This window comes from Actinosynnema sp. NPDC059797, from assembly GCF_042732085.1.
Lineage (GTDB): Bacteria > Actinomycetota > Actinomycetes > Mycobacteriales > Pseudonocardiaceae > Actinosynnema.
Genome location: NZ_JBHWIE010000009.1, coordinates 1 through 17,293 on the forward strand (window position 1 = coordinate 1; position 17,293 = coordinate 17,293).

At 72.6% G+C, this 17,293-nt stretch carries 19 protein-coding genes and 1 tRNA gene; 11 read left to right on the forward strand and 9 right to left on the reverse strand.

Translation table 11 applies throughout. The features are described 5' to 3' along the window. The first annotated feature begins 423 nt into the window (after positions 1-423). The 5 genes from ACFV4N_RS04930 to ACFV4N_RS04950 all read left to right on the forward strand — a co-directional run bounded on the left by ACFV4N_RS04930 (position 424) and on the right by ACFV4N_RS04950 (position 4,425). Complete coding sequence (locus ACFV4N_RS04930) at positions 424-1,308, forward strand: TIGR01777 family oxidoreductase (RefSeq protein WP_499671175.1); 885 nt, start codon at positions 424-426, stop codon at positions 1,306-1,308. A 104-nt stretch (positions 1,309-1,412) separates the two neighbouring features. Beyond that, positions 1,413-2,024, forward strand: coding sequence for a phosphatase PAP2 family protein (locus ACFV4N_RS04935; RefSeq protein WP_499671176.1), 612 nt, complete (start codon positions 1,413-1,415; stop codon positions 2,022-2,024). Beyond that, positions 2,011-2,754, forward strand: a complete 744-nt coding sequence (gene lipB / locus ACFV4N_RS04940; RefSeq protein ID WP_499671177.1) for a lipoyl(octanoyl) transferase LipB — start codon at positions 2,011-2,013, stop codon at positions 2,752-2,754. The genes ACFV4N_RS04935 and lipB overlap by 14 nt, the downstream gene beginning before the upstream one ends. A 110-nt stretch (positions 2,755-2,864) precedes the next feature. Continuing rightward, positions 2,865-3,902, forward strand: coding sequence for a serine hydrolase (locus ACFV4N_RS04945; protein WP_499671178.1), 1,038 nt, complete (start codon positions 2,865-2,867; stop codon positions 3,900-3,902). A 1-nt stretch (position 3,903) separates the two neighbouring features. Further along, positions 3,904-4,425 carry an ArsR/SmtB family transcription factor gene (locus ACFV4N_RS04950; RefSeq protein WP_499671179.1) on the forward strand — a complete coding sequence of 174 codons (522 nt, stop codon included), beginning with the start codon at positions 3,904-3,906 and terminating at the stop codon, positions 4,423-4,425. Between the two features lie 192 nt (positions 4,426-4,617). On the opposite strand, the gene ACFV4N_RS04955 is transcribed toward ACFV4N_RS04950, so the two are convergent. Further along, complete coding sequence (locus ACFV4N_RS04955) at positions 4,618-5,547, reverse strand: LLM class F420-dependent oxidoreductase (RefSeq protein ID WP_499671180.1); 930 nt, start codon at positions 5,545-5,547, stop codon at positions 4,618-4,620. Between the two features lie 87 nt (positions 5,548-5,634). Further along, entirely contained in the window at positions 5,635-6,282 is a 648-nt protein-coding gene (locus tag ACFV4N_RS04960; protein WP_499671262.1) for a TetR/AcrR family transcriptional regulator, read from the reverse strand. A gap of 130 nt (positions 6,283-6,412) precedes the next feature. On the opposite strand from ACFV4N_RS04960, the gene ACFV4N_RS04965 reads away from it, so the two are divergent. The 3 genes from ACFV4N_RS04965 to lipA are packed head-to-tail and all read left to right on the forward strand — an operon-like array spanning position 6,413 to position 8,875. Further along, the gene (locus ACFV4N_RS04965; RefSeq protein WP_499671181.1) at positions 6,413-6,910 is read left to right on the forward strand and encodes a hypothetical protein; all 498 of its coding nucleotides are present in this window, start codon (positions 6,413-6,415) and stop codon (positions 6,908-6,910) included. An 18-nt stretch (positions 6,911-6,928) separates the two neighbouring features. Continuing rightward, complete coding sequence (locus ACFV4N_RS04970; RefSeq protein ID WP_499671182.1) at positions 6,929-7,855, forward strand: oxidoreductase; 927 nt, start codon at positions 6,929-6,931, stop codon at positions 7,853-7,855. Between the two features lie 15 nt (positions 7,856-7,870). Next, positions 7,871-8,875, forward strand: coding sequence for a lipoyl synthase (gene lipA / locus ACFV4N_RS04975; protein ID WP_499671183.1), 1,005 nt, complete (start codon positions 7,871-7,873; stop codon positions 8,873-8,875). Positions 8,876-8,882: 7 nt separating this feature from the next. Here lipA and ACFV4N_RS04980 read toward each other — a convergent pair whose 3' ends face one another. Together ACFV4N_RS04980 and ACFV4N_RS04985 are read right to left on the reverse strand one after the other, a co-directional pair. Beyond that, positions 8,883-9,905: a saccharopine dehydrogenase family protein gene (locus tag ACFV4N_RS04980; protein WP_499671263.1), complete on the reverse strand. Its 1,023-nt coding sequence runs from the start codon at positions 9,903-9,905 to the stop codon at positions 8,883-8,885. 47 nt (positions 9,906-9,952) lie between these two features. Beyond that, the gene (locus tag ACFV4N_RS04985) at positions 9,953-10,243 is read right to left on the reverse strand and encodes a hypothetical protein (protein ID WP_499671184.1); all 291 of its coding nucleotides are present in this window, start codon (positions 10,241-10,243) and stop codon (positions 9,953-9,955) included. A gap of 174 nt (positions 10,244-10,417) precedes the next feature. Between ACFV4N_RS04985 and ACFV4N_RS04990 the strand changes: the two genes are divergently transcribed. Continuing rightward, positions 10,418-10,804, forward strand: coding sequence for a hypothetical protein (locus ACFV4N_RS04990; RefSeq protein WP_499671185.1), 387 nt, complete (start codon positions 10,418-10,420; stop codon positions 10,802-10,804). On the opposite strand, the gene ACFV4N_RS04995 is transcribed toward ACFV4N_RS04990, so the two are convergent. Next, a complete protein-coding gene (locus ACFV4N_RS04995; RefSeq protein ID WP_499671186.1) occupies positions 10,761-11,615 on the reverse strand; it encodes a toll/interleukin-1 receptor domain-containing protein in 855 nt (284 codons plus the stop codon). The two genes, ACFV4N_RS04990 and ACFV4N_RS04995, sit on opposite strands and share 44 nt — an antisense overlap. Before the next feature lie 118 nt (positions 11,616-11,733). Then, positions 11,734-12,111 carry a DUF4267 domain-containing protein gene (locus tag ACFV4N_RS05000; RefSeq protein ID WP_499671187.1) on the reverse strand — a complete coding sequence of 126 codons (378 nt, stop codon included), beginning with the start codon at positions 12,109-12,111 and terminating at the stop codon, positions 11,734-11,736. A 111-nt stretch (positions 12,112-12,222) separates the two neighbouring features. On the opposite strand from ACFV4N_RS05000, the gene ACFV4N_RS05005 reads away from it, so the two are divergent. Then, complete coding sequence (locus ACFV4N_RS05005) at positions 12,223-12,801, forward strand: TetR/AcrR family transcriptional regulator (protein ID WP_499671188.1); 579 nt, start codon at positions 12,223-12,225, stop codon at positions 12,799-12,801. A 380-nt stretch (positions 12,802-13,181) separates the two neighbouring features. Here the strand turns inward: ACFV4N_RS05005 and ACFV4N_RS05010 are convergent. The 3 genes from ACFV4N_RS05010 to ACFV4N_RS05020 form a co-directional block, all read right to left on the reverse strand. After that, a tRNA-Val gene (locus ACFV4N_RS05010) sits at positions 13,182-13,253 on the reverse strand. A gap of 13 nt (positions 13,254-13,266) precedes the next feature. After that, on the reverse strand, positions 13,267-13,725 hold the full coding sequence (locus ACFV4N_RS05015) for a peroxiredoxin (protein ID WP_499671189.1): 459 nt from the start codon (positions 13,723-13,725) through the stop codon (positions 13,267-13,269). Positions 13,726-13,797: 72 nt separating this feature from the next. Then, the gene (locus ACFV4N_RS05020; protein ID WP_499671190.1) at positions 13,798-14,229 is read right to left on the reverse strand and encodes a DUF3052 domain-containing protein; all 432 of its coding nucleotides are present in this window, start codon (positions 14,227-14,229) and stop codon (positions 13,798-13,800) included. Positions 14,230-14,490: 261 nt separating this feature from the next. On the opposite strand from ACFV4N_RS05020, the gene aceE reads away from it, so the two are divergent. Further along, positions 14,491-17,277, forward strand: a complete 2,787-nt coding sequence (gene aceE, locus ACFV4N_RS05025) for a pyruvate dehydrogenase (acetyl-transferring), homodimeric type (protein WP_499671191.1) — start codon at positions 14,491-14,493, stop codon at positions 17,275-17,277. Positions 17,278-17,293: the final 16 nt, after the last annotated feature.

Sequence of the window (17,293 nt, forward strand, 5' to 3'; positions counted from 1 at the left end):
GCTTGTCAAGGGGTCCACGCCCTTCGGACCCCTTGACGAGTGTGGTTGCCTCAGGCAGGCCATACGGGGAGACCACGAGCAAACGCCCTTCCCCCCGGCGGCCTGCCCAGCGGCGAGCGACCGCTCTTGATCTTTTCCGCTTTCCGGGGTTCCCGAACGTACGACTCGCGCGCCCCGAACGTACGACTCACCCGACCGGAACGTACGACTCGCGCGTCCTGAACGTACGACTCGCGCGTCCTGAACGTACGACTCGCGATGCCCGAGCGGACGACACGCGGGGTGTGAACGCATAACTCGCCCGACCTGAACGCATGACTCGCCCGGCTTGAGCGCATGACTCGCCGGGGAAGCCGTGGGGCGTGGTGTGGGTGACAGCGGACCCGCTGTGCAACCCGGCGGGTGCTGAGAGACGATCAACCCATGCGCGTCGTGGTCGCGGGTTCCTCGGGTTTGATCGGCACCAGCCTGGTGGCCGCCTTGCGCGGTGCCGAGCACGAGGTCCTGCGGCTGGTCCGCCGACGTCCCGCCGCGCCGGACGAGCGCGGCTGGGACCCACCGGCCGGGCGCATCGACCCGGGCACCCTGGACGGCGTCGACGCGGTGGTCAACCTGTGCGGCGCGGGCGTGGCCGACAAGCGCTGGAACGACGCCCGCAAGCAGGTCCTCCTGGACAGCCGCACCGTGCCCACGGAGGTCCTGGCAGGCGCGGTCGCCGAGCACGGCGTCCCCGTCCTCGTGAACGCCGGCGCCGTCGGCTACTACGGCAACACCGGCGACGAACTGGTCGACGAGACCACCCCCTCCGGCACCGGCTTCCTCGCCGACCTGTGCCGCCGCTGGGAGGCCGCCACCGCACCGGCCGAGGGCGCCGCCCGCGTGGTGAAGCTCCGCACCGGCCTGGTGATCAGCCCGTCGGGCGGCCTGTTCGGCCGCATCAGGCCGCTGTTCTCGCTGTTCCTGGGCGGTCGCCTGGGCGACGGCCGCCAGTACATGCCCTGGATCTCGCTGGACGACGCGATCTCCGCGATCAGGTTCGTCGTGGAGCACGACGTCCGGGGCCCGGTGAACGTCACCGCGCCGAGCCCGGTCACCAACGCCGAGTTCACCCGCACCCTCGGTCACGCGCTGCACCGCCCCACCCCCTGGGTGGTCCCGCCGTTCGCGCTCAAGCTGGTGCTGGGCGAACTGGCCCAGGAGGGTGTCCTGGCCGGTCAACGCGCCGTGCCCCGCGTCCTCGAACGGCACGGCTTCCGGTTCCTGCACCCCGCCCTGGGCGCCGCGGTGGCCACGGCCGTCAGCCGGTGACGGGGGGCGACCGGTGACGGGGGCAACCGGTGACAGCGGCAACCGACGAGGGCGGCAACCGATGAGGGCGGTCGACCAGTGACGAACAAGGCCCCGACCCGACCATGATCACCATCCTGGTCGGCCTCGTGCTGGCCCTCTCCTCCCTGGTCCTGGGCCTGTCGGTGCGCCGGGAGGTCCCGACCCTGGACCGGGACCTCAACCTGGCCGCCGCCGAACTGGGCCCGAACCTCACGCACGCGGCCACCGTGATCAGCTTCGTCCTCAGCCCCGGCCTGGCCACGATCGCGCTCACCAGCCTGGCCCTGCGCGCCCTCCTGGCCCGCGACGCGCTCGTGCTGCGCGCCGCCGTCCTCCTGGCCGTGTCGTGGTCCACGATCCTCGTCCGCTACGGCTACCAGCGCATCCGCCCGATCGAGTACCCGCAGTGGGCGTACCCGAGCGGGCACGTCACCGCGGTCACCGCGGTCGCCTTCACCGGCGTCGTGCTGGTCGGCCACCTCGCCCGGAGGCACCTCGGAGCCGCGATCGCCCTGGCGGTCACGGCGGTGGCGCTCACCGCGGCCAGCCGCGTGGTGCTGCACATGCACTGGTTCACCGACACGGTGGGCGCCGTGCTGGCGGTGTTGGGGGTCGGCCTGGTGACGGCCCGCGCCCTCCGGCTGGTGCCACCGGGACGACCGCTGGGCGTAGTGTCGAGGCGTGAGCAGTCCTGACCTCTCCTGCCGCGCCTCCTCCGACCAGATCGAGGTGCGCGAGCTGGGCACCATCGACTACCTGGCCGCCTGGGACCTGCAACGCGAACTCGCCGAGGCACGCGCCGCCAACACCACCGGCGACACCCTCCTCCTGCTGGAGCACCCGTCGGTCTACACGTGCGGGCGGCGCACCGAGCCCGACGAGCGCCCGAAGGGCGGCGACGTCCCGGTCGTCGACGTCGACCGCGGCGGCAAGATCACCTGGCACGGCCCCGGCCAGCTCGTCGGCTACCCGATCATCGGCCTGGCCGAGCCGCTGGACGTCGTGCAGTACGTGCGCCGGCTGGAGCAGGCCCTGATCCACGTCTGCGACCAGCTCGGCGTGCGCACGGGTCGCGTCGAGGGCCGCAGCGGCGTGTGGCTGCCCGCCGACGACCGCGGCGTGGAGCGCAAGGTCGCGGCCATCGGCATCCGGGTGCAGCGCGGCGTGACCATGCACGGGTTCGAGATCAACTGCAACGCCGACCTGGCCGCGTTCGGCGACATCATCCCGTGCGGCATCCGGGACGCGGGCGTGGCGTCGCTGTCGCACGAGCTGGACCGGGACGTCACGGTGGCCGAGGTGCTGCCGCTGGCCCGGCAGGCCGTGATCGACGCGCTGAACGGCGACCTGCCGCTGACCGACCGCACCCTGGCGCGCCAAGAGCCGGTGGCCGCCGGCGTCACCTTCGCGGTCCGCACGGCCTGATCCCGCCCGGCCCCCACCCCGGACCGACCTCGCGAAAACCGAGAGCTGACACGACGCACTCCTCCCCTCTAGTATTCCGAAATTACGGACTACCAGAGGGGAGATTCGTCGTGCTCCTGACCCGACGGCACCTGCTCTGCGCGTGCGGCCTGGCGGGCGCCTCCGCGCTCCTGCCCGCCGCACCGGCCCACGCCGAGGCGCAGACCCGGACACCGGCCCGACCGGACGACTGGCTGTCCTGGTTCCGGGCCAACCGCCGCCACGTCGCCGTGGCGCTGGACGACGGCCGGGGCGGCCGGGTCGCGCACCGGGCGTTCGAGCCCCAACCGCTGGCCTCGGCCGTGAAGGTGGTGCACCTGGCCGGGTACGCGAAGGCCGTGGCGACCGGCGCGGTGAACCCCGACGACCAGGTCCGCGTCGGCGACTGGGAGCAGTACTACCTCGGCCTCGACGGCGGCGCGCACCAGGCGTCCCTGCGCGCCCTGGGCATCCCGTTCTCCAACGGCGCCACCGCCGACGACCCGCAGCACCGCGTGTCGCTCGACGACCTGGTCACGTCGATGATCCGGTACAGCGACAACGCGGCCACCGACTTCCTGCGCCACCGGCTGGGCGTGGGCGCGCTGCGCTCGGCGGCCGCCCGCCACGGCTGGCCGGGCGCACCGGTGCCCGAGATCCTGGGCGACGTGCTGCGGCTGGTCCTGGGCCGCCCGGTGAGCGTCGAGCAGTACCTGCGGGACCCGCGGCTCCAGTTGGAGGTGATCGGCAGGTTCCCCGACGTGCCCAGCACCTACGAGGGCCAGCGGCCGTGGGCCCGGACCACGTGGGCGGGCACGGCCGCCGGGCTGAACCGGGCGCACCGGTCGCTGGCCGGGGTGGACCTGGCCCGCGGGCACCTGGAGCGGGCGCTGTCCGGCGACCTGCCGCCGGGCGTGGCCGGGATCGGCTTCAAGGGCGGGTCGCTGGCCGGCATCCTCACCGTGGGCATGAGCGTGCGCTGGGAGGACGGGCGGGTCGGCAGCGCGGCGGTGCTGACCCGGGAGGTCGACGAGCAGCAGGCGGCCACGTCCACCGAACTGGTGGTGCTGGTCCGCCAGGCCCTGCTGGAGCCGGGCGCGCTGCGGGAATTCCGGGCGGCCCTCTCCTAGGATGGCAGCGGTGGACCTGGTGCAGCGGCTGGCCGAGCTGGAGCGGCGCGTGGCCGCCCTGGAGGGCGACGAGCGCGCCTCCACCAAGCCGCCCACGCCCCCCGGCGACAACGGCGACGACCACGACGACCACGACCGCGGCAACAGCGGTGCGTTCGGCTACGGCGGCCAGGTGGCGCTGGGCGACGGGAAGGTCTCGTGGCGGATCGACGTGACGCCCGAGCACGCGCTGTCGCTGGCCGACCGCCCCCGGGTCGAGGTGCTGTCCGCGCTGGCCCACCCCGCCCGGGTGGAGATCGTGCGCACGCTGCTCGGGCAGGGCGCGCAACCGGCCGCCGCGCTCCAGGAGGCGGCCCGGCTGGGGTCGACCGGCCAGCTGTACCACCACCTGAAGGCGCTGACCGGGTCCGGCGTGGTGGAGCAGGACAAGCGCGGGAGCTACCGCCTGCGGCCCTCGGCCGCGATCCCCGTGCTCGTCCTGCTCACCGCCGCCGCGGACGTGGCCGGCCAACTGCGCTCCTGACCGCGACCGCACAGCCACCGCCGCACAGCCACCGCCGCACAGCCGCACTCCCGCACAGCCCCACAACCACAGCCGCACCACCGCACAGCCCTACCGCCGCAGCCCTACGACCACAGCCCTAACAACCGCAGCCCTACGACCGCGGCACCGTCACCTCGGCCCTACGACCGCAGCCCTACGACCGCGGCACCGTCACCGCACCTGCGGCGCCACCTCGGCCGCGATGAACTCGACGTGGTCGAGGTCGGCCAGGTCCAGCACCTGGAGGTAGACCCGGGCGACCCCGGTCCGCTCCCGCCAGGCGCCCAGCTTGTCCACGACCTCGGCGGGCGTGCCGGCCAGGCCGTTCTCCCGCAGCTCGTCCACCTCGCGGTCGATCGAGGCCGCCCGCCGGGCGACCTCCGCGTCGTCACGGCCCACGCACACCACCAGCGCGGCCGACCGGACGACCTCCTTCGGGTCCCGCCCGATGGCCTCGCACGCGGCGTCGACGCGCCCGAACTGCTCGGCCGCCTCGGCCGCGTCGACGAACGGCAGGTTGAACTCGTCGGCGTACTTCGCCGCCAGCGCGGGCGTGCGCCTGGGCCCCTTGCCGCCGATGAGCACCGGGATCCGGCCCACGGGCTTGGGCAGCGCGGGCGAGTCGGCGAGCTGGTAGTGCTCGCCCCGGAACGAGTAGGTCTCCCCCACCGGCGTGCGCCACAGGCCGGTGATGACCTCCAGCTGCTCGGCGTACCGGTCGAAGCGCTCGCGGGTCGACGGGAACGGCAGGCCGTAGGCGGTGTGCTCCTCCTCGTACCAGCCCGCGCCCAGGCCGAACTCGACCCGCCCACCGGACATCTGGTCCACCTGGGCCACGCTGATGGCCAGCGGGCCGGGGTGGCGGAAGGTGGCGGCGGTCATCAGCGTGCCCAGCCGGATGGACGAGGTGTCCCGGGCGAGGCCGGCGAGGGTGATCCAGGCGTCGGTCGGGCCGGGCAGGCCGTCGACGGAGCCCATCTTCAGGTAGTGGTCGGAGCGGAAGAACGCGTCGTAGCCCGCGGCCTCGGCGGTTCGCGCCACGGCCAGCAGGTCGTCGTAGGAAGCCCCCTGCTGGGGTTCGGTGAAGATGCGGAGTTCCACGACCCCAAGCTAATCGGCACGGGACCGCACCCGCGATTCGACCACCCCGACCAACACCCACCAGCGCCGACCAACACCCACCACGGGTCAACGCCGGCGCGAGCGCCTGCCCTCCCGCCGGGGCGGCTCCTCCACGCCCACGTCCTCCCGCACCCGCAGCCCCTCCACCACCCGGACGATGGTGCGCTCGACCTCCGCGCTGGCCTTGCGCGGGTCGGACGACCCCGCGATGGTGCTCGCCCCCGCCGACAGCGCACCGAACAGCAGCCGGGTCATGGTCTCCACCGGCAGCTGCTCCAGCTCACCGGACTCGACCAGCACCTCGATCGTGGACCGCAGCAGCCCGTAGCTGAAGTGCTCCTCGGCCTCCCGCCAGCGCTCCCAGCCCATCACCACCGGCGCCTCGTGGATGACGATCCGCTGGTAGGAGGGCTCCAGGCACACCCGCACGTACGCGCGCAGGCCCGCGATGGCGGTGTCCCACGGGTCCCCGGGCGCGCTGACGATCTCGGTGAGCTTGAGCATGAAGTCGTTCTCGACCGCGTCGAAGGCGGCCTCGAACAGCGCCTGCTTGCCGCTGAAGTGGTGGTAGAGCGCGCCCTTGGTCAGGCGTGCCCGCTTGGCCACCTCGTCCAGCGAGGTGCCCGCGTAGCCGCGCTTGGTGAACAGCTCCACGGCGGAGCCCACGAGCGCCTTCCGCGTCGACTCCGAGTACTCCAACCGCCTCGACCGCACTGTCACCACGTTCACAACCGTACGACATACCGACGGTACGTACTCGTGGTATGTTCGCTCCAGTGCCATACCGACGGTATGTGGAAAACCGGGGGTATGACCGCGATCACCACCTGAGAGGAGGCGTGAGATGAGCTGGACCGACTTCTACCGACGCCGTGACGCCCTGGACGCCGTGCTCCGCGACGCCGCGGGCGACCCCTCGGCGCCCCTGCGCTTCGACCGCGAGCTGTTCGCCACCGAGGACGACCTGCTCCTGGCCCTGCACTACCGCTGGATGCGGCAGCTCACCGGCCGCCTCGGCGTCGCGCTCGAGGACGGCTCGGCCGACCGGGTGGACACCGTCACCCGCACGTGGCGCGCGCTGGCCGCCGAGCAGCCCGTGCTGCGCGCCGTGCTCGACGCGCACCTGACCTCCGCCAAGGGCTCCACCGAGGCCGCCCAGGCCGTCGAGCGCGAGCAGCGCGTGCTGGCGCTGACCGCGGGCCTGGCCGAGCTGTCCGAGCCGGCCGACGAGATCGCCCGCGTCGGCGCGGCGTTCGAGCGCCTGATCCGCACCGCGCCCGCACCCTCGTCCCGCACCGCGATCGTCCCCGGGCGCCACCGCCGGCTCGCCAAGAGCGCCTGACACCGGTAGGTGTTACGCATGGCGAAGTGGACGGAAGCGGACATCCCCGACCAGACCGGCCGCACCGCCCTGGTGACCGGCGCGAACTCGGGCCTGGGCCTGCGCACGGCCGAGGTGCTCGGCGCGAAGGGCGCACGCGTCCTGCTGGCCTGCCGGTCCCCGGAACGCGGGCAGCGCGCGCTGGAGCGCGTGCTCGCGGCGGGCGCCAAGGCCGAGCTGGTGCGGCTGGACCTGGCCGACCTGTCCTCGGTGCGCGCGGCGGCCGCCGAGGTGCGCGAGCGCACCGGTGACGCGCTGGACGTGCTGGTCAACAACGCGGGCGTGATGGCGGTGCCGCTGGGCCGCACCGCGGACGGCTTCGAGCGCCAGTTCGGCACCAACCACCTGGGCCACGCCGCGCTGACGTGGCTGCTCGTGCCCGCGCTGCGCACGCGCCCCGGCGCCCGGGTGGTCACCGTCTCCAGCCTCGCCCACCAGGCCGGCGCCATCGACTTCGCCGACCCCGACTACGAGGTCCGCCGCTACTCCGCCTGGCGCGCGTACGCGCAGTCCAAGCTGGCGAACCTGCTGTTCAGCAGGGAGCTGGCCCGCCGCGCCGCCAAGGCGGGCCTGGACGTGACGTCCGTCGCCGCCCACCCCGGCACCACCGCCACGGAGCTGAGCGCGAACACCGCCCGCGCCCGCGGCAACCCGCTGCTGGGCCTGGGCGCGAAGGTCGTCAACGCCCTCTGCCAGTCGACCGAGCAGGGGGCGTTGCCGCAGCTCTACGCGGCGACCGCGCCCGACGTCGAACCCGGCGGCTACTACGGGCCCGACGGGTTCCGCGGCCTGCGCGGGTACCCCGCCCCGGCGCGGTCCACCGCGGCGGCCCGCGACGAGCTGGCGGCGAGCCGGCTGTGGGACCTGACGGCCGAGCTCACGGGCGTGGAACCCGATCCCGCGTGACGTAAAGTCGGTGTCGTGACCGTCGTACCTGAAGGTCGGAAGCTGTTGCGGCTGGAAGTCCGCAACAGCCAAACGCCCATCGAGAAGAAGCCCTCGTGGATCAAGACCAAGGCGAAGATGGGCCCCGAGTACCGGGAGCTCAAGGGCCTGGTCAAGCGCGAGGGCCTGCACACGGTGTGCGAGGAAGCCGGTTGTCCCAACATCTACGAGTGCTGGGAAGACCGCGAGGCCACGTTCCTGATCGGTGGCGAGCAGTGCACGCGGCGCTGCGACTTCTGCCAGATCGACACGGGCAAGCCCGCTGACCTGGACCGCGACGAACCGCGGCGGGTGGCGGAGTCGGTGCAGGCCATGGGCCTGCGGTACTCGACCGTGACGGGCGTCGCGCGCGACGACCTGCCCGACGGCGGCGCGTGGCTGTACGCGGAGACCGTCCGGCAGATCCACGCGCTGAACCCGGGCACCGGCGTCGAGCTGCTGATCCCGGACTTCAACGCGGTGCCGGAGCAGCTCGCCGAGGTCTTCGCCTCGCGCCCCGAGGTGCTGGCGCACAACCTGGAGACCGTGCCCCGGATCTTCAAGCGCATCCGCCCGGCGTTCCGCTACGAGCGGTCGCTGGAGGTCATCACCGCCGCCCGCGAGGCGGGGCTGGTGACCAAGTCCAACCTGATCCTGGGCATGGGCGAGACGCCCGACGAGGTCACCGAGGCGCTGTCGGACCTCCACGACGCGGGCTGCGAGATCATCACCATCACGCAGTACCTGCGGCCCTCGCCCCGCCACCACCCGGTGGAGCGGTGGGTCAAGCCGGAGGAGTTCGTGACGCACAAGGAGACCGCCGAGGCCATCGGCTTCTCCGGCGTCATGGCCGGCCCCCTGGTGCGCTCGTCCTACCGCGCGGGCCGGCTGTACGCGCAGGCCGTGCAGAAGCGCGGCGACGTGCTGCCGGAGGGCCTGCGCCACCTGCTGGAGGCGGGCGGCGCCGCGCAGGAGATCACCTCGCTGCTGTCGAACCGCTAGACCCCGGTCAGCGGACCTCGGTGGGCCCGCTGACCACCACGCCGTCCAGCGCCCGGACGTACTCGCTCCCGAACGCGCTGGACGGCGTGTGCGCGCCCGGCGGCACCGCGGCCAGCCGGTGGATCGCCTTCACCACCGAGTCCGCGGTCAGGTCGTAGGCGTTGGGCGCGGTGAGCGCGGCCCGGAACCGCCGCCCCGCGCCGTCCCACACCTCCCCGAACACCTCGCTGCGGGTGGTGCGGCGCGTCCGCTCGTCCGGCCCGCCGATCCGCCTGGCCAGCTCCTTGCCGACGCGCTGGGCCAGCGGCGTCCGCAACAGCGGCGCGGCCAGCGGCTGGAGCGCGCCGACCAGCTTCGGCACGGTGGTGAACGTGGTGACGTTGGGGATGCCGGTGGACCGGTAGGCGGTGCTCACGTCACCCCACGGGATGGCGCCGACGTCCCGCGCCCGGTCCCGGAAGTGGGCGACCCGCCGCCGGTGGGCCAGCGGCACGGTCCTGATCTCCCCGTCCACCCGGGCCCGCCCGCCGAACGCGGACCCCTCCACGGCGGTCTGCGCGGTGCCCGAACTGGCCCCACCGCCCACGACGAACGCGAGGTCCAGGTGCGTGGCCGTGGGCAGGGCGCGCTTCAGCATGGCCGCGACGCAGTCCGTCGGCACCACGTCGAAGCCGATGCCGGGCAGCAGCACGACCCCGGCCTCCCGGGCCTCCTCGTGCCGCCGGGCCACCGCCTCGAAGACGTCGATCTCCCCGGTGATGTCGAGGTAGTGCGCGCCCACCTCCAGGCAGGCGTCCACCACCGGCCGGGAGGTCGCCGAGAACGGCCCGGCGCAGTGGGCGACGGCGTCGATGCCGTCCAGCCCCCGCACGGCGTCCTCGAGCCCGAAGACCCGGTGCTCCAACCCGAGTTCCGCGGCGAGCGGCCGCACCTTCTCCGCGGAGCGCCCGGCGAGCACCGGCCGTTCCCCGCGCTCGACCGCGAGCCGCGCGACGAGCGCCCCGGTGAACCCGCTGACCCCGTAAACCATCCACGTCACACGCCGGAACCTACCAACGGGTAACCAAGCGCGCGACCTCAGCCGGACGAGCGCCGCCGCACCACCGCCGCGCCCACCACGAGCAGCACCCCCACCACCGCCACCGGCGCGGCCCAGGTCAACCGCTCCACGCGCAGCCGGGCGCAGATCTCGACGAACGCGGCGCCCTCCGCCTCGACCGCGACCCGGTCGAACCCGAGCCCGACCGCGTTGCCGCACGGGACCGCGACACCGGAGGGCGAGTCGGTGGACAGCGGCACCAGCAGGATCAGCAACCCGGCGAGGAAGAAGGCGACCCCCACCACCGCGGCGACCGTCCTGGGCGACATGGCGACAAGCTACGGGCCGGGGTCGCCCGGGGACAGGGGGATGTCACATAGTGGGGAACGGTTAGCAGTCCCTAATACCTCGGCTCACCGGACCGGGGAATCACGCACCGCGCGGCCCGCGCCGGGTCCCGGACCGCGTGGGCGCACCCGCCCGACCACAGGGAAAGAGGGCTCGTGAACAGGTGGCTCGCCTTGTCCGCGCTGGTCCTGGCAGCGCTCGGCGCACTGGCCGTCGTCGCGGCGGGTCGGGTGTGGGTCGGCTACTCGCGCGACTCGCACCTGGCGGTCCTCCAGCTGGCCGAGGCACGGGAGTTGCTGGCCGGCGACGCGGTGAGCGGTGAGGCGCTGACCGAGGCCCGCGGCCGGATCGGGTACGCCGAGGGGTTCGTCGCGGACGCCGAGGAGAAGGGCCGCACCGCCCCCGTCCTCCTCGCCCTGGGGCTGGCGCTCGTCCCCGCGGCCGCCCTCCTCCACCGCAGGGCGACGCGCCCCCGCCGGCGGCCCACCCCGGAGGACTTCAGAGCGTCGGCCACACCGTCGCGTAGAACAGGTAGGCGATGACGACCGCCGCGACGGCCGCCCCGGTCATCTTCAGCGGGGTCGGCCGGTTCATCAGCAGCCCGCTGCCGCCGAAGGCCAGGGACGTGATCCAGCCCGGCGCCAGCGCGAGCAGCCCGGTCTCGCTGATCTCGTCGAACGCGACACCGTAGATCAGGACGACCTGCAGGGCACCCGCGGCGATGCTCATCACGTAGAACCCCCGCACCCGACGGCGGTGCGCCACCAGGTCGACCGCTTCGCTCTCGGCCACGTAGGCGGTCTGCAGCGGGGTGATCCGCGGTTCCCGACCCGCCGCCGTGGCCAGCGACTTCCGGACCTCCTCCAACTCGCTGCCCACCAGCAGGTACGACTCGTCGCGGTCGTGGTCGCGCCACTCGCCGGCGCGCACCAGCAGCCGGGTGTGGAAGCGCACCCACCCCACGTCCACCTCGAGGGCGACCAGGAGCGAGTCGAGCGCGTCCGCGAAGTCGTCCTCCGCCCGGAACAGCACCCAGTTCAACCCGGCGACGGCGGGCGGCACGTCCTCGGCCGGCACGTCGCGGCGCAGGACGGGCACGATCCGCTTGCCCGCCTCGACCGCCAGCTCCAGCTCCGCGCGGCACACCTCCGACGCGGCGGAGTCGGGGCTGACGACGAAGACGAACACGCCCGTCGCGTCGATCGCCGCGGAGATCTCCCTCATCCAGTCCGCGGTCGGCAGGATGTCCTGCCAGTCGACCCACGACTCCCGTCCGCGCAGGGACAGCCGGCCGACCAGCTTCCGCACGAAGCCCTGGTCCTCCCGCGCGTACGAGACGAAGACGTCGGCCACGCGCCCCCCTCAACCCCCGTGGATCGACCCCCTGCTCCGACGGCGCCGGAACCCGGTCTCACCGAATCGCGTGCGGAACACCACTACCACGCGAGCGGCCCGCGGGGGCCGCGTTCGGTCATCCCAGGAGCAGGACCACGCTGATCGCCACCATCACCGCGGCGGTGGCGCCGTGGATGCCGTAAGCGGCCGCCCTGGGTCCCTTGCTGCGCAGCACGATCAGCGCGTCGCCGAAGGGGATGCCACTGGCCGCCAGCACGTACCAGCCCAGCACCTGCGGCCCCGCCGCGGCCATCAGGACGAAGACGACGACCCCCGAGGCCATGTCGCGCACGCCCTTGACGGTCAGCCAGGCATGGAAGGTGCGGTCCCCGGTGGGCGTGTCGGGGATGCCGAAACCCTCCGCACCCTGCGGCGCCCAGAAGACCCTCGCGCCGATGAAGATGATCCCCGCGCCGATCAGCCCGGCGAGCACGGTGGCGATGGTGACGAGCACGGTCGCCCTCCCCCTTTGGTTGTCAGCGCCACCTTTCCTAGCGGCGCTAGCTTCGATAGCGCCAACTTACGTTGCCAACGACAGGATGTCTAGCACTGCTAGAATCGGACCATGTCCCCCATCGGCGAGCGCCGCGAACGCGAACGGGCGCACCGCCACCAGCTGATCATCGCGGCCGCGCGCGAACTCGCGGAGACCGAGGGCTGGGAGGCGGTGACCACGCGCCGGCTGGCCGAACGCGTCGAGTACAGCCAGCCGGTGCTCTACAGCCACTTCAACGGCAAGGACGCCATCGTCGGCGCCGTCGCGCTGGACGGGTTCGCCGAACTCGCCACCCACCTGCGCCGCGCCCGGCAGGCGGCCGAACCCGGGCAGGCCCTGCGCGCCGTCTGCCGCGCCTACCTGGCGTTCGCGATCGAGCGCCCGGCGCTGTACCAGGCCATGTTCACCCTGCCGACCGACCTGAAGTTCGCGAGCGCCGAGACACCGCCCCCGATGCGGGCCTGCTTCGACGAGTTCGTCCACTGCTTCCGCTCTGACAACGAGCGGCGCGAACTGTTCGCCGAGGTCACCTGGAGCGCGTTGCACGGGATGGCCGTCCTGGCGGACAGCGGCCGCATCCCGGCGGCCGGCCAGGAGGAACGGCTGGACTTCCTCGTCACCCGGATCACCGACACCCCGACGCCGTGAGGCCCGGGGCCACCGGGGTCAGGACAGGTCGAGGGCGTCCCGCACAGGCCGACGGGAGGGGTTCGCCGCCGGCGGAGCCGAACTCCTCGCAGCCGACGTGGTGCCGCTCCAGCGGTTGTTCTCCAGGGTGATGGCGTGCCCTTGGTGCTCGATCGGCCATGAGCGCCGATCAACCGGTACACGATTCCCAACCCCCGCCAGAGCAACGGGGCAGCGGAGCGCGAGCGCGAAGCGCCGCAGCGACGCGAAGGGGCGGAGCCCCCGGTCCGGGGGCCAGGGGCGCAAGCCCCGGCGGGGGTCCAGGGGCACGAGCCCCGGCCGGGGTCCGGGGGCGGAGCCCGCCGGGCGGGGCGCGGGGGTTGCACCCCCGCACAACACAGTGGGCGCGGCAGGGTTCGAACCTGCGACCGCTCGGGTGTAAGCCGAGTGCTCTTCCGCTGAGCTACGCGCCCCGGTCGTCGGCGGTCAGGACAGGGCCGCCACGGCCTTCTTCCACGCCTCCTGGTCCCGGGGTTCCCCGGGGCCGTTCACTTCGGCGTACCGCACGAATCCCGCCCGGTCCACCAGGAACGTACCCCGGACGGCCATGCCGGACTGCTCGTTGAACACGCCGTACGCGCGGGCCACCTCGCCGTGCGGCCAGAAGTCCGACAGGAGCGGGAACTGGTAGCCCTGTTCCTTCGCCCACGCCTTCAGGCTGAACGGTGTGTCCACGGACACACCGAGCACCTGCACGCCCTCCTGCTCGTACGCCGCCAGCTCGTCCCGCACCTGGCACAGCTCGCCGGTGCAGATGCCGCTGAACGCGAACGGGTAGAAGACCAGCAGGACGTGCCTGGTCCCCCGGAACGACGACAGGCTCACCGGCTGCTTGTTGTAGTCGCTGAGGGTGAAGTCCGGGGCCTGGGCACCGACCTCGACCATGAACGGCCTCCAGTGAGCACGACTCGGGAACGGGCCCACCGCCACACCGGGGAGCCCGCCGACGAGCCTAGCTCAGCGCTTGGACTTGGCGGACTTCGGCGACACCAGCCTCGTCGCGGACCAGTCGCCGCTGATGTTGATGTTGGAGGTCTGGGCCAGACCCGCCGTGGACACGGCCTCGGCGATGTCGCTCGGCTCCACGTGCCCCGACCTGCCGGTCTTGGGCGTGAGGACCCAGATCGTGCCCTCCTCGGCCAGCGGCGTCGTGGCGTTGATCAGGGCGTCGGCCAGGTCGCCGTCCTCGTCCCGCCACCACAGCAGGACCACGTCCACGACCTCGTCGTCGTCCTCGTCGAGCAGTTCGCTCCCGATCCGCTCCTCGACCGCGGCGCGGAGGTCGTCGTCGACGTCCTCGTCCCAGCCGATCTCCTGGACAACGGCGCCCGGTTCGATCCCGAGCCTGTCGGCGACACCGATCTTGCCGGCGTCTTCCGCGGCGACCACGGCTTCCACTCCTCCAAGTACACAAGAGCGGCAGCCGGGGTACGACTGCCGCGCGATGTCACTACCAGTCGCGGCTAGGGAACACCGTCAGACGTGCCACGCGCAACCGTAAGAGCCAAGACACGCCGCATCGGGTACCCCCGGATGCGGCGGCCCGGGGCCATGAGGCACGCTCTACATACCTCCTATTCGCGCGCGCGAGGGACACGATCCAGAACTACTCACCGGTAGCGGTGTCGGGGACGTGTCCGCAAGGCAACGATGGGAGCCGAGAAGACCCCGGAACGAGGAGATCCCTTGGCCCCGCAGAACACCCCCGAGCGGGTACGCGTCATCCGTGACGGCTTGGCCGCCCACCTCCCCGACATCGACCCGGAGGAGACCGCGGAGTGGCTGGAGTCGTTCGACGCCGTGCTCAAGGGCGGCGGGCAGCAGCGTGCCCGCTACCTGATGCTGCGGCTGCTCGAGCGGGCCAGGGAGAGCCAGGTCGGCGTGCCCTCGCTGACCAGCACGGACTACGTCAACACCATCCCCACCGAGCGCGAGCCGTGGTTCCCCGGTGACGAGGAGGTCGAGCGCCGCTACCGGGCCTGGGTCCGGTGGAACGCGGCGATGCTGGTGCACCGCGCGCAGCGCCCCGGCGTGGGTGTCGGTGGTCACATCTCGACCTACGCGTCCTCCGCGAGCCTCTACGAGGTCGGTTTCAACCACTTCTTCCGCGGCAAGGACCACCCCGGCGGCGGCGACCACGTCTTCATCCAGGGCCACGCCTCCCCCGGCGTGTACGCCCGCGCGTTCCTGGAGGGCCGGCTCTCGACCCACCAGCTCGACGGCTTCCGCCAGGAGCTGTCGCACGCGGGTCCGGGCGGCGGGCTGCCGTCGTACCCGCACCCGCGGTTGATGCCCGACTTCTGGGAGTTCCCGACCGTGTCCATGGGCCTCGGCCCGATGAACGCGATCTACCAGGCGCGGTTCAACCGCTACCTGCACGACCGCGGTTTCAAGGACACGTCCGACCAGCACGTCTGGGCGTTCCTCGGCGACGGCGAGATGGACGAGCCCGAGTCGCGCGGCCTGCTCCAGATCGCCGCGAACGAGCAGCTCGACAACCTCACGTTCGTGGTCAACTGCAACCTGCAGCGCCTGGACGGCCCGGTCCGCGGCAACGGCAAGATCATCCAGGAGCTGGAGGCGTTCTTCCGCGGCGCGGGCTGGAACGTCATCAAGGTCATCTGGGGCCGCGAGTGGGACGCCCTGCTGCACGCCGACCGCGACGGCGCCCTGGTCAACCTGATGAACACCACGCCGGACGGCGACTACCAGACGTACAAGGCCAATGACGGCGCGTACGTCAAGGAGCACTTCTTCGGCCGCGACCCGCGCACCAAGGAGCTGGTCGCGCCGCTGTCCGACGACGAGGTGTGGAACCTCAAGCGCGGCGGTCACGACTACCGCAAGGTCTACGCGGCGTACAAGGCGGCGGTGGAGCACCACGGCCAGCCGACGGTCATCCTCGCCAAGACCATCAAGGGCTACGGCCTGGGCCCGCACTTCGCGGCGCGCAACGCCACGCACCAGATGAAGAAGATGACCCACGAGGACCTCAAGCTGTTCCGGGACAGCCTGCGCATCCCGATCGCCGACAAGGACCTCGACCCGTACCTGCCGCCGTACTACCACCCCGGCGAGGAGTCCCCGGAGATCCAGTACCTGCTGGAGCGCCGCAAGCAGCTCGGCGGGTTCGTGCCGGAGCGGCGCGGCAAGTCCAAGGCGCTGGTGCTGCCGGGCGACAAGGTCTACGACGTGGTGCGCCGGGGCTCGGGCAAGCAGGAGGTCGCCACCACGATGGCGTTCGTCCGGCTGGTCCGCGACCTGGCCAAGGACCCGGAGATCGGCAACCGGATCGTGCCGATCATCCCGGACGAGGCGCGCACGTTCGGCATGGACTCGATGTTCCCCGCGCAGAAGATCTACAACCCGAACGGCCAGCTCTACACCTCCGTGGACGCCCAGCTGATGCTGGCCTACAAGGAGAGCGAGCAGGGCCAGATCCTGCACGAGGGCATCAACGAGGCGGGCTCCACCGCGTCGTTCACGGCCGCCGGCACGTCCTACGCCACGCACGGCGAGCCGATGATCCCGATCTACATCTTCTACTCGATGTTCGGGTTCCAGCGGACCGGCGACGGCCTGTGGGCGGCCGCCGACCAGATGGCGCGCGGCTTCGTGCTGGGCGCCACGGCCGGTCGCACCACGCTGACCGGCGAGGGCCTCCAGCACGCGGACGGCCACTCGCTGCTGCTGGCGCACACCAACCCGGCGGTGGTGGCCTACGACCCGGCGTGGTCGTTCGAGGTGGCGCACATCGTCAAGGACGGCCTGCGGCGGATGTACGGCGAGGACGCCGAGAACGTCTTCTACTACATCACCGTCTACAACGAGCCCTACCAGCAGCCGGCCGAGCCCGAGGGCCTGGACGTGGACGGCCTGCTCAAGGGCCTGTACCGGTACAAGGTCGCCGAGGGCTCGGGCGGGCCGCGGGCCCAGATCCTGTCCTCCGGCGTGGCCGGGCCGTGGGCGGTCAAGGCCCAGGAGGTGCTGGCCGAGGAGTGGGGCGTGCACGCCGACGTGTGGTCGGCGACGTCGTACTCGGAGCTGCGCCGCGAGGCGGTCGAGGTCGACCGGCACAACCTGCTGCACCCGGACGAGGAGCCGCGCGTGCCGTACGTGACGCGGGCGCTGTCCGGCGCGGAGGGCCCCGTGGTGGCGGTGTCGGACTGGATGTCCGCGGTGCCGGACCTGATCCGCCCGTACGTGCCGACCGACATGGTCACGCTGGGCACCGACGGGTTCGGCTTCTCCGACACCCGCCCGGCGGCGCGGCGGCACTTCCTGGTGGACACCGAGTCGATCGTGGTGGCCACCCTGGCGGCGCTGGCCAAGCGCGGCGAGGTCGAGCAGTCGAAGGTGGTCGAGGCGGCGCGGCGCTACCGCATCGACGACGTCTCGGCGGCGGGCCCGTCCACGCAGGACGCCGGCCTGGCCTGACCCTGGCACGACCGCC

Bases quoted from the DNA above. Each gene is read 5' to 3' on its own strand.
- ACFV4N_RS04930 (WP_499671175.1), top strand. From the start codon at position 424: ATGCGCGTCGTGGTCGCGGGTTCCTCGGGTTTGATCGGCACCAGCCTG.
- ACFV4N_RS04935 (WP_499671176.1), top strand. From the start codon at position 1,413: ATGATCACCATCCTGGTCGGCCTCGTGCTGGCCCTCTCCTCCCTGGTC.
- ACFV4N_RS04950 (WP_499671179.1), top strand. From the start codon at position 3,904: ATGGCAGCGGTGGACCTGGTGCAGCGGCTGGCCGAGCTGGAGCGGCGC.
- ACFV4N_RS04965 (WP_499671181.1), top strand. From the start codon at position 6,413: ATGAGCTGGACCGACTTCTACCGACGCCGTGACGCCCTGGACGCCGTG.
- ACFV4N_RS04970 (WP_499671182.1), top strand. From the start codon at position 6,929: ATGGCGAAGTGGACGGAAGCGGACATCCCCGACCAGACCGGCCGCACC.
- ACFV4N_RS04980 (WP_499671263.1), bottom strand. From the start codon at position 9,905: ATGGTTTACGGGGTCAGCGGGTTCACCGGGGCGCTCGTCGCGCGGCTC.
- ACFV4N_RS04985 (WP_499671184.1), bottom strand. From the start codon at position 10,243: ATGTCGCCCAGGACGGTCGCCGCGGTGGTGGGGGTCGCCTTCTTCCTC.
- ACFV4N_RS05005 (WP_499671188.1), top strand. From the start codon at position 12,223: ATGTCCCCCATCGGCGAGCGCCGCGAACGCGAACGGGCGCACCGCCAC.
- ACFV4N_RS05015 (WP_499671189.1), bottom strand. From the start codon at position 13,725: ATGGTCGAGGTCGGTGCCCAGGCCCCGGACTTCACCCTCAGCGACTAC.
- aceE (WP_499671191.1), top strand. From the start codon at position 14,491: ATGGGAGCCGAGAAGACCCCGGAACGAGGAGATCCCTTGGCCCCGCAG.